The following is an 11108-nucleotide window of genomic DNA, read 5'->3' as shown; positions in this document are numbered from 1 at the left end:
ATATCAACCGGTTTATTGGTTGATATTCTGACTTTTCAATTTATTAATTGCCCTAAGCTGTTTACTTACGCTTAGGCGCGGCTTTTGGAGCTACGTAAGGCTTGCCATTGAGCTTGGTGCGGGTAGCAGTACCTAGGGGCTTGCCGTCGCGGAACGTGACTTGGTGGTCGATGCCCTGGCCATCGGCTTTGTAGTAAGTCCACTGGCCGCTGGACTTACCGTTTTTATACTGGCCTACTTCTGCCTGGGTGCCATCTTCGCGCAGCTCGCGGTAAGGCCCCGAAAGTATGCCCTTGAGGTACGTGCCCTCCTTCCAAAGTTTGCCCGAGGCGAAATATTGTTGCCCTAGGCCGGTTTGTAGGCCGTTTTCAAACTGCTGGCGCGATTGCACTTGGCCATTGTCGAAATAGGTGAGGCGCTCACCTTGCAGCTTGCCAGTGAGAGCGTAGTTTTCGACTTTGCGGGGCGTTTTGCCGTCCGGGTAGTACTCGTGCCAGGTGCCCACGGGGTGGTTGCTGCGGTACTGCTCCTCGGCCTGGCGGGTGGGAGTGGCCGTGTCGTAGTAGCGCACCGTTTTGTGGTCGCGGCCCTGGGCCGAATAGTCGGTTTCTTCCTTCAGCTGGCCACTTTCGTAGTAATCGAGGGCGCGGCCGGTAGGCACCCCTAGGCGGTAGGTGGTCTTGCTTTTGAGCTTGCCACTAGGGTAGTAAGAAGTAGCTAGGCCATCGAGCGCGGCGGTGCCGGTGCGCGGGGCTACGCGCTTAGTGAGGTCATCGCCGAGCTTATTGGTCACGGCGCGCTCCTTTACAGCGGCCGGCGAGTAGTTGCCCTCAGTCTGAAGCTGGCCGGTGGCGTAGTACGAGCGATAGGTACCCTTGCCGGTCTGGTCGTTGAGCACAGTTTCGCTTTCCAGCTGTCCGGTATCGTAGTAGGTTTTGTACGAGCCGCTTAGCAGGCCGCTGCGCAACGTGCCTTCGCTCTGTACTTTGCCATTAGGGTAGAAGAACTTAACTGCGCCATTAGGCTGGCCGTTGACGTAGGTGACCTCGGCGGCGGGCTGGCCGCTGGCATACAGCTCGCGCACGGCCCCGGTAGGCTGGCCCTTGCCATCGAGGGTAGTTTGCAGCTTGATTTCGCCGGTAGGGTGGTAGGTGGTGAGCGGGCCACTGGGCTGGTCATCGACAAAGGTGCCCGTTTGGGCTACTTTACCGCCTTCATAGTAGGTTTTAAAAGGACCTTGACGCACACCGGCGCGGTAAGTGGCTTCGAGCCGTCGCTGGCCATTTAGGTGATACTCAACGTACACCGAATCGCGCTTGCCGTCGGTGTAGCGGGTTTGGGCCTCTAGCTGGCCGCGGTAGTAGAAGCGCTTGTAGGGCCCCTGCATCACCGTGTCGGCGGCTACGAGGGCCCGGAAAATCTCGCGCGGGTGGGTTTTGGTCGAGTCAAAATACGTGACGATGCGCTGGCTACGCTGGGCGTGGGCCACTAGCGGCAGCACGAATACTAGGAACAAAAAATGCCTCATGGCCGCAAGAACGTTAAAAATGCGCTTTCCGTGCGCTAACGCAGGCTAGGCAAAAAGCCCGCCGAAGCATTGCTTCGACAGGCTTTTGTCACAGTAGGAGGGTATGCAGCGCGTGTTTAAAACAAGGCTACTCTAAAGGCAAGCTAGGCTAGTGATGGCTGCGCCTACCAGTGCTGTGAATTATTGCGTGAAATTCTTGAATAAAAGCAATTTAAATAAATTTATAATTCATATATTTGATTACAAAGCGAGCTTCGAAGCTTTCAGTAAGTCCAGCCTTCTTCGCGCTGGGTGCCACGGCCATAGACGTTTGCGACTTTATCCTTTTCAGTTTCTACGCTGTCCTAAACTATGAAAGCACTTGCTACGCACTTGTCTATGCCCCCCCTTTGCTGGGTAGGCCTCACTTTATGGGTCGTTGCCCTCTTTGCGGGGCGCGCGCACGCCCAAGTCCCTGCGCTAGGCAACCTAGGCACACCAGCGCACCAGACCGCAGGCCTATCCTCGGGCAAGGATTTGACGGCTGCTAAACCAAAACCAAAAGCCTACCGGCTAAACAGCGGGGGGCGGTCGGTGCAAACTGCTAGCGGGCGGTTTGATGCGGACCAATACTATTCACCCAGCAGCAGTGCGGCTGCTACCACGGCTTCCATTGCGGGCACCGCCGACCAAGCCCTGTACCAGAGCGAACGCTACAGTACCAATGGAATGCTGAGCTACGCCGTGCCCGTGCGCAATGGCACCTACTCCGTCGTCCTGCACTTTGCCGAAATTTACTGGACCCGGCCGGGCCAGCGCGTGTTTGACATTAGCCTAGAGGGCCGTCTCGTGCGCAGTCACTACGATATCGTGGCCAAGGTTGGGCCCCTGACCGCTACCTCCGAAACGCTCCGGGTGACCGTCGCCGATGGCGTGTTAAATCTGGACCTGCGCGTCCCTTACGAAAGTGGCGGCGCCGACCAAGCCAAACTTTCGGCGTTGGAAGTGCTGCCTACGTCCGCGACCAATCAGCGCCCGGTAGCTGATGCAGGGCCTGCCCAGACCGCGACGCTCCCCGCCGTGCTCTACCCGCCGGCCCCCACTGCCTCCATTACCCTGCACGGGACGGGGACCGATGCGGATGGCGTGGTAACCGGATACAGTTGGACGCAGCTCAGCGGGCCGCTGCCGGCCGTCTTCAGTAGTCCGGTTAGTGCTACCCCCCTCGTGAGTGGGCTGGTAGCCGGCACTTATGTCTTTGGCTTAGTGGTGAGCGACAACGAGGGCGCGACCAGCGACGTGAGTACCGTCACCATTACGGTTGTTCCTTCGCCCTACGAAATCGTGTTTCCGGTGAATATGGGCGGCAGCGCCGGGTCCACCACGCGGGGCTGGTTTTATGCCGATAAATACCCGGATTTTGGTAGTGCCCGTGCTTCCACCACCGCTCTCATCAGCGGCACACCCGACCAATTGCTGTACCAGAGCGAGCGCTACAGCACCAACGGAGAACTCCACTTCTCGTTCGACTCCGGCAATGGCGAGTACCTCGTCATCCTGCACTTTGCCGAAATTTATTGGACCCAGGTTGGCCAGCGCGTGTTTGATGTGAGCCTGGAGGGCAAGAAAGTACTCAGCAACTACGACATTGTGAAAAAGGTAGGCCCGCTCACGGCCACCCTAGAGTCGTTCGTAGTGCCCGTCACCGATGGCGTGTTGAATCTTGATTTTCGGGTGCCTTACGAAAGTGGCGGCGTCGACCAAGCCAAGATTTCGGCCATCGAAATTCTGAGACGAATAGCTAGCAACCCGGCTGCGACAAGCAGCTCCCAGCGCGTAGCCGCTGTTCCCGCTCCCGTCCCCGTTCCTGCTGCCCTGCGCAACTTGCGGGTATATCCGAACCCGAGCACCGGGCACTTTACCCTCACCTGCACGGTACCGCAGGCGCAAGCCGCTATGCTCACGCTCAGCGACCAGCGCGGCCGCATCGTGCAGGAGCGAACTGTGCACCTGGAGGCGGGCGATAACCACGTAGTGAGTGAAGTGCCCGGGGTAGAACCAGGGCTCTACCTGCTTAGCCTGCGCCCCGCCGAGGGGCCGCCCCAGCGCCAAAAGCTGCTTATCCGCCCCTAGGTGGCTTTTGGCCTGCCACTAAGTTGCAAGCGGCGCTCAAACCAACTTGCCAGAGGTAAGCAACTACTTCTTCTAAGAAGCACTTTGCGCCAGGATTCGCGGGGCGGTAGTGGTCTTGCCAATTAGTAAAACCATTACCGCCTCGCGAATCCTGGCGCAAAGTGCTTGAAAGTAAAATTTACAGCTTTTCGAGCACGATGGAGCTGGCACCACCGCCGCCGTTGCAAATACCGGTTACGCCGATTTTGCCGCCTTCCTGCGCCAGCACGCTTAGCAGCGTGGTCACGATGCGAGCGCCCGAGGCACCTAGGGGATGGCCCAGGCTCACGGCGCCGCCATACACATTCACCTTGGTGCCTTCGAGGTTGAGCAGCTTATTGTTAGCTAGCGAAACCACCGAAAAGGCCTCGTTGATTTCGTAGAAATCTACATCGCTAGCCGCGAGGCCAGCGTGCTTCAGCGCCTTCGGGATGGCCAATGCCGGCGTTGTAGTAAACCACTCGGGCGCCTGCTCGGCGTCGGCGAAGCCCCGGATGCGAGCCAAGGGCTTAATGCCTAGCTCATCGGCCTTTTCGCGGCTCATTAGCAGCACGGCGGCGGCACCGTCGTTCAGCGTCGAGGCGTTGGCTGCCGTCACAGTGCCTTCTTTGGTGAAGGCTGCTTTGAGGCCCGCGAACTTCTCAAATTGCACCTTCGTGTACTCCTCATCGTCGCTCACCACGGTTTCCTTACCGCGTACCGTGATAGTTACGGGCACAATTTCGTCCTTCTTCTTACCAGCTTGGGCGGCGGCGGCGCTGCGCTCGTAGCTCTGGCGAGCAAAAGCATCCTGCTCTTCGCGAGTGATACCATAATGCTGGGCCGTGGCATCGGCCGCGTTGCCCATAGCATAGTCGTGGTAAGGGTCCCAGAGGCCATCCTTTACCAGCCCATCAATCATTTGGCCATTACCATACTTAGCGCCAAAACGCGCCTTGTCGAGGTAATAGGGCACATTGCTCATGCTTTCCATGCCGCCAGCCAGAATCACATCGGCCTGCCCCAGCATGATGGCTTGTGCACCAAACATGATGGCCTTTGAGCCCGAGGCGCACACTTTGTTCACGGTGGTGCACTCCACAGTATCGGGCAAGCCAGCTTTCTTGGCTGCCTGCCGGGCAGGCGCCTGCCCTAGGTTAGCCGAAATGACATTGCCCATGATAACCTGCTCAACTTGCTCGGGCGCCACGCCGGCCTTATCCAGCGCGCCTTTGAGGGCAATGGCGCCCAACTCGACGGCCGTGAGCGAGGCCAATGCCCCGCCAAATGAGCCGATGGGCGTGCGCACGGCGGCAACGATAACTACTTCTTTTACTTGCATAACTGCTTGGGGTGGGAGGGGTGGGTTAGGGCTTGGCGCTTGGTACCTAGTGCTCCGGAATGAGGCAAAGGCAGCCAAGCGAAGGTGTAAAAGTACGACCCTCTTTTTGAAGACGGATTTTAAACCTAATACTGACTATTTCATACACACTAAGCACTAAGCACTAAGCACTAAGCACTAAGCACTAAGCACTAAGCACTAAGCACTAAGCACTAAGCACTAAGCACTAAGCACTACCACGTAGGCGTGCCCGGCGCAGGAGGTTTGCCTTGCCGGTCGCGGGGCCGCTGCTGCAAATACTGCTGCTCGCTGGCGCGCAGTGCATCGAGTAGCTGCTGGGCCTGGGCGGGCGTCAGGCTCATGGCCTTGAGGCGCTCGCGTTGGGTTTGCAGCTGCAAGTCGGCATCGGTAGCGCTTTCGCGGCCGGGGCGTTGACCACGGCCAGCGGGGGCATCTGCCCCGGTAGTAGCACTCGCATCAAGGCCACGCTGGCGGCCTGGCTGCGTGCCACTGGAGAGCGGCCGCGTTTCGCCGCTGCCGGGCCTGAAGCCACCCTGAGCGTTCGTTCCTGCATTAGGTGTAGACCTTTGATTGTCAGGCTGGCCATTGGCACTAGGTATCGGGCTGGCTGGCGGGACATCGGGCCTAAGGGGCGCGTCGGGGGTGGGCGCTTCGCCGGTGCGGTCAGTGCCAGCGCGCGCATCGGGACTGGGTTCGCGGCCTTGGTTAGGCTGCTGCGTCGAGTCGCGCGGGGTTTTAGGGCGAGGCGAGGAAGGGTTAGGCCCTTTAGAGGAGGCAGGCGGTGGCAGCGGAGCAGGCCGCTGATCGGCTACGTATTGGCTTAGCAACTCGTAGTTGTAGCGCGCAGTGGTGTTCCTAGGATTCAAAACCAGTGCTTGGCGCAGCAGTCCTACTGCTTGTGCAGCTTGGCCCTGCTGTGCCAGCAGCACCGCTAGCTGCTGGCGGGCCGTGCTGCCAATGCCAGCGGGCACTGCCGGAGCCAGCAGCTGGCCGTAGCTAGCGCGGGCCGCGGCTAACTGGCCTGCTTGCACCTGCACTTGCGCCAGATTGAGGAGCAGTGTAGGGGCTGGGCCACGGCGCCCCGCCAGTGCCACGGCTTGTTGATAGTAATACACGGCCTCGGCCGAGCGTCCTCGCTGGGCAGCGGCCTGCCCCTGGGCCTGCGCGGCGTTGTGCTCGCGCACCCGCAGCAGCCAGTGCCACCCAGGTGCCCCAGCGCTTAGGAGTAATAAGATGAGAAGCCCAGTTTTCATTGGTCAGGGCGCAGTACGCGTACTGTTAGAAGGCTATCAAGCAGCAATAAAGCCAGGGCCAGACCTAGGGGGTAACGGTAGCGATTATTGGCCACCGCCACGAGCCGATTGGTTTGGGCACTGCTAGCCGGCGGAATGGTGCGTAGGCTAGTAAGCAGTGTAGGCAAGCCGTTTTCGCGGTCATTCAGCGGCACGTATTGGCCGCCGGTTTGAGCCGCTACTTGTAGCAAGGGAGCCTCTCGTAGCCGGCTAGTTACGGGGCGGCCTTGGGCATCACGAAGGGCTACTTTGCCCCCTGGCGCTGGTACCGGGGCCCCTGCGGCCGTGCCTACCCCCACGGCGTAGACGCGAGCCCCGGTGCGGGCCAACGTGCGAAGCACGGGCTCCAGGTTTTCGCCAAAGTCTTCGCCATCGCTGATAATCACGGCCGCGGTAGCTCGGGGCGGAGCACCACCAGTCGCAGGAGCACCCTCGGCGGGCCCTAGGCGCGAGAGCAGCAGGTCGAGTGGTGCGCGCAGGGTAGTAGGCCCAGGAGGTAGTAGGCGGGTGCTGAGTGTATTAAGAAACAGCTGCAGGGCAGGCTGGTCGTAGGTAAGCGGGCACTGCACAGTAGCTTCTGGCCCAAAGACAATTAGCCCTAGCCGGTCGGCGGGGAATGCGGTGGCCAGCTCGGTGAGGGCGGCCTGCGTGCGTAGCAGCCGAGTCGGCGCTACATCGGCCGCGTCCATCGAGTGCGATACATCGACCAGCAGCCATAGGTCGAGCCCACTGGTGCGCACGGCTTGCTGGCGCACCCCTAGGGCTGGCCCCAGCCATGCCAGCAGTAATAGGGCTCCTATTACTATCCGCAACGGTAGCTTCCACCCTAGGCGGCCAACGCCCTGGCCCAACCGGCGCCCCAAGCGCGCTGTGCGTTGCCATTGCAAGGCCAAGAGCAGCCCTAGTAATCCTAGGCCCAACGCCGCCGACGCAAAATCAGGGTAGGCCCAAGTTAGCATAGGGGCGGGAATGGGATATAGTAGAAGAGAAACACGAGACCGAAGCCTGTAAATAGCAGGCAAAGCTAGGGCTAGTAGCCCGCAGTGCCCGTTGAGGCGGGCGTGAGTGGCTAGCTAGCAAAAGGATTTTTCAAAACTTAATTAGCGCGTAACCAACCCTAAACGAAGGCTGCGCAAAAAAATGGCAATAGAAAGTTCTGAATTTGTCACAAATTTTGCCGAGCTGTCCTATCTTTGCACCCGCTAAGGTCGCTAAGACACTAGCAAGCCACTTCTACGGAGAAGTGGGTGAGTGGCTGAAACCAGTAGTTTGCTAAACTGCCGTAGCTCTAAAGGTTACCGGGGGTTCGAATCCCCCCTTCTCCGCATAAAGGCTCCTAGCATCATGCTAGGGGCCTTTTTTGTGTTTTGCATCCGCCTAGGTGCTGAGCCTAATAGAAAGATATGCCATTGCAACTTGTATGCTCATCGGCGAAGCTGCTGTCGTAAGCAATGGCTGGTTGGGCTTCCGCGTGGTCTATTCTTATCAGTAGTACCTAGAGCATCGCGGCGGTACCATAGCCATTGCGAAGGGAAAACGGCCACTATAGGTTTATGAAGTTCTTGCCATGCACCTGACAGACCCAGGCAAGGAGACCATCTATCTTAGCCGGCATGAAGCTTCTTATCCTTTCTATTTGCCTGCTTAGTATCACCGCGGCCCAGGCCCAGCAAATTACTGACCCGCAGCAAGCCATTGCCGCCCGCGACACGTTGCTGCACGAAGCCGACCACTTGCTACACTTTGTGCAGCAAGCCAGTGCTCCATATCAAACCAACGCGGTAACGCGGGGCAAGCGTCGCGTTGTCGTGTGGGGGCAAATGCTATCTACGCCTTCTTATCCACTAGAAAAGCGGCTCATTCAATGGCGGCAGGTTACCCGCTATCGGCGCAACGGACGTGTGCAGCAGTATCGGCAGGTTACCTTAAATGGAAGGATATTGATGAGGCAGGAACTACTCAATAGCCACACCATATGGTTGGTTATTACACGGCCGTTGCCCGGTACGCAAGACAAGTTGCCACGTCACCTAGGCAATTACTTGGCTAGTGGCTTTGTCACGCTGGATAGCAAGCGGTATTTACTCCCCCGCGTGGAATAGTCCTAGGTTCTAAGCAGCATGTTTATTACTAAAGCCTAGACTGATTTTAAGCCATAAGGAGTATGTTGCCAGCGCTTTGAGCATTCTGTTTGGCTGTCGTGCTCGAAGCTTATGATGCCGGCCTAAGCAAGCAGTGAAACAGGTAGGGGCAAGCGCACTTGCACCTGGCTGCCGCGCCCTAGGTCGGTATCAATGTATACGAGTCCATCAAGCAGCGCCACCCGGTCGCGTAGCGTTTTAAGTCCAATGCCGGGGGTGGCCGTGCCTACTTCGAAGCCAAGCCCATCGTCTTCGACCCGTAGCACGGCCCAGCCGGGTAACACGTCTACTTCGAGGGTAGCGTGGTTAGCCTGCGCGTGCTTGGCTACATTTTGAGCTAGCTCTTGCGCCAAGCGGTAGATTGCCACTTGCAATAGCTGCGGCACCGGATGGGCCTCATCGAGGTGCACCACGCACTGCCAGCGTAGGGCTGGGCTGCTGAGGTTTTGGCAGATGTCGCTTAGCGCAGCATGCAAGCCAAACTCCGCAATGATGCCCGGGGTAAGCTCGTGCGAGATGGTACGTGCCTGCCTTATGGCTTCAGCTAATAAGTTACTGGCCTCGGCGCGCGCTGGCTGTGTGGGGGTAGGGTGGAGGCGGTCGAGCTGCAGCTTAGTGGCGTAAAGCAGCTGGCAGAGCCCATTGTGCAGGCTCTCGGCAATGCGGCGTCGCTCTTCTTCCTGAGCTTCCAGTACGGCCGTAATACGCTCTTGCTGCTGGCCTAGGCGCAAGCGCAAATTATCGGCTTCAAGCTGCTTTAGCTTGCTGATGTCCATGTCTACACCCAGCATCCGCACGGGCTTGCCCTGGTCATCATAAACCATCACAGCTCGTAGGCTTAGCGTCTTAAGGTATTTGCCTACCCGAATGCGCAGTGTTTTTTCGAAACCCGCTGAGCCCGCCTCCAAGTGGCTCACAAGGCACTCAGCAATATACCGGTCTTCGGGCACCACAAAATTGAGGTAGACTTGAGGCGATACCGGCGTGCCCGGCGCCAGTCCGAACAGGCTGTACATACCTTCCGACCAGCGAAAGGTGTTAGTGGTAAGCTCATAGTCCCAGCTGCCCATTTCGGCCACTCGCTCGGCCTGCTCCAGCAGGCGCAAGTTTAGCGCATGCTCCTGTTCGGCCAGCTTGCGCTCGGTTATGTCTAGGTTGGTGGCCAGTAGTCCATCGCCTAGCTTCACAAACTGACACGAAAACCAGTTATTCAAGCCTTCGTAGCCGTAGTACAGCTCCATGCCAGTTGGCTTGCCGCTCTCTAGGGCCTGTTGCATAAGGTCAAACAGGCCAGCCTGCCGAATGCCCGGGTATTCGGTAGCGTAGAGCTTGCCTATTAGGTCAGTGCGCCCCGTTTGCCGCTCCAGTTCCTTGTTAGTTAGGCGGATAGTAAAATCTTGCAGCGCACCACTTTCGTCGCGCACTGCCTCCAATACCGACATGGCTACCAGACTGGTATCGAAAGCAGATTGCAATAAGTCACGGCTGGCCTGAAGTGCTAATCCAGGGGTTTTGCACTCATGGATGTCAGTGGCCGCCCCAAACCACTCGCTGATACGCCCATACTCGTCGAGTACGGGCTCGGCTCGTATCTGAAACCAGCGGTACTCGCCGCTCGCATTGCGCAGACGGTGCTCTTGCCTTAGTAGCCGGCCAGCTGCCAGCGCTGCCTGAAAATTGGCCTGGGCCTGCGCTTTGTCGTCGGGGTGCACTACCAGCAGCCAGCCATCGCCCACAGCTTCAGCGGGCGTTTGGCCCGTGTAGTCGAGCCAGCGCTGGTTGTGCCACGTGGCGCTGCCTTGGGCATCATTGCGCCACAGCAGGTCGGGCACGAGGTTAACAAACGTGCGGAGCGTAGCTTCTGACTCAAGCAGGGCATTGGGCGTTTGCTTAGGTAAGACTGGCGTAGCTATAAACTCTTTAAGCATAGAGTAGGACACTAAAAGGCGGCGGAAGGTAGTGCCAAATAGGTTATGTTATGGAGCGCTGCAGTGCGTATGAAACAAGCAATATATTGACTAATAGTTACTAGACAAGTCAAGCAGTAGATTGCGCAGCTACCTAGAGCGCAGCTGAAAGCTACAAGGGGTGCCGCAGCCGCATTGTTTTGAGCATAGTGACCACCAAGGGGACTATTTACCTACCATCATGCCGCCGCTAACGTAGGGTATCAAACAAACTAGAAATTAAATTATGAATTTTTTATGAACTTTGCTCGATAAATGGAGTTAAAGGGTCTAATCAACAAAGCGATATGATGAGTGAGCTTAAAAATCAAGAACAGCTGCTAGACTTATGGCTGCCGCACGTGCTGCCCGTAGCAGGTGCCGGCCAGGTAGAAAGTTCGCAAGTGAACCAAACATTTATATTGACTGGCTGGCGTGGAGCCGGCTGGCGCATGGTCTTTTTAGAAGACCTTGAGTAGAAGGTAGTAATGGCCCGGCTCCTACGTGCTACTCTTACTAGCAGGTAATGAAAAATGAATGGTTGCTAGCATTGTATTGCTTTCCAATTTGGTTGGAAGGGACTAGTGAGTGTACCTTTGCACCAATCAAACGGATTACAAACAACGAAGGACTTGATACCGCCTTCTGTTAAAGTGCTTTACTAGCGAATCGAATAGTGAAGATTGCAACCCGCCGTAAGTTGGCTTG

At 57.7% G+C, this 11108-nt stretch carries 7 protein-coding genes and 1 tRNA gene; 3 read left to right on the top strand and 5 right to left on the bottom strand.

Going from position 1 to position 11108, the window contains the following annotated elements:
* Positions 1–61: 61 nt before the first annotated feature.
* A complete protein-coding gene (locus FNT36_RS17340) occupies positions 62–1528 on the bottom strand; it encodes a toxin-antitoxin system YwqK family antitoxin (RefSeq protein WP_144850252.1) in 1467 nt (488 codons plus the stop codon).
* 378 nt (positions 1529–1906) lie between these two features.
* Between FNT36_RS17340 and FNT36_RS17335 the strand changes: the two genes are divergently transcribed.
* The gene (locus FNT36_RS17335) at positions 1907–3640 is read left to right on the top strand and encodes a malectin domain-containing carbohydrate-binding protein (protein WP_233636012.1); all 1734 of its coding nucleotides are present in this window, start codon (positions 1907–1909) and stop codon (positions 3638–3640) included.
* A 178-nt stretch (positions 3641–3818) separates the two neighbouring features.
* On the opposite strand, the gene FNT36_RS17330 is transcribed toward FNT36_RS17335, so the two are convergent.
* The 3 genes from FNT36_RS17330 to FNT36_RS17320 all read right to left on the bottom strand — a co-directional run bounded on the left by FNT36_RS17330 (position 3819) and on the right by FNT36_RS17320 (position 7272).
* Entirely contained in the window at positions 3819–5000 is a 1182-nt protein-coding gene (locus tag FNT36_RS17330) for an acetyl-CoA C-acyltransferase (RefSeq protein WP_144850248.1), read from the bottom strand.
* Positions 5001–5233: 233 nt separating this feature from the next.
* Positions 5234–6274, bottom strand: coding sequence for a tetratricopeptide repeat protein (locus FNT36_RS17325; RefSeq protein ID WP_144850246.1), 1041 nt, complete (start codon positions 6272–6274; stop codon positions 5234–5236).
* Positions 6271–7272 (bottom strand): VWA domain-containing protein, encoded by a 1002-nt coding sequence (locus FNT36_RS17320; protein WP_144850244.1) that lies wholly within the window; start codon positions 7270–7272, stop codon positions 6271–6273. Before FNT36_RS17320 ends, FNT36_RS17325 begins: the two co-directional genes overlap by 4 nt.
* 278 nt (positions 7273–7550) lie before the next feature.
* Between FNT36_RS17320 and FNT36_RS17315 the strand changes: the two genes are divergently transcribed.
* Both FNT36_RS17315 and FNT36_RS17310 read left to right on the top strand, forming a co-directional pair.
* Positions 7551–7638, top strand: a tRNA-Ser gene (locus FNT36_RS17315).
* Positions 7639–7926: 288 nt separating this feature from the next.
* Positions 7927–8415, top strand: a complete 489-nt coding sequence (locus FNT36_RS17310) for a hypothetical protein (protein WP_144850242.1) — start codon at positions 7927–7929, stop codon at positions 8413–8415.
* 122 nt (positions 8416–8537) lie between these two features.
* Here FNT36_RS17310 and FNT36_RS17305 read toward each other — a convergent pair whose 3' ends face one another.
* Positions 8538–10382: a PAS domain-containing sensor histidine kinase gene (locus FNT36_RS17305; RefSeq protein WP_144850240.1), complete on the bottom strand. Its 1845-nt coding sequence runs from the start codon at positions 10380–10382 to the stop codon at positions 8538–8540.
* Between the last annotated feature and the right edge of the window lie 726 nt (positions 10383–11108).

Source organism: Hymenobacter setariae (assembly GCF_007713685.1).
Taxonomy (GTDB): Bacteria; Bacteroidota; Bacteroidia; order Cytophagales; family Hymenobacteraceae; genus Hymenobacter; species Hymenobacter setariae.
The sequence above is the reverse complement of the archived record's forward strand: the minus strand, read 5'-3'. Positions and strand labels throughout refer to the sequence as shown.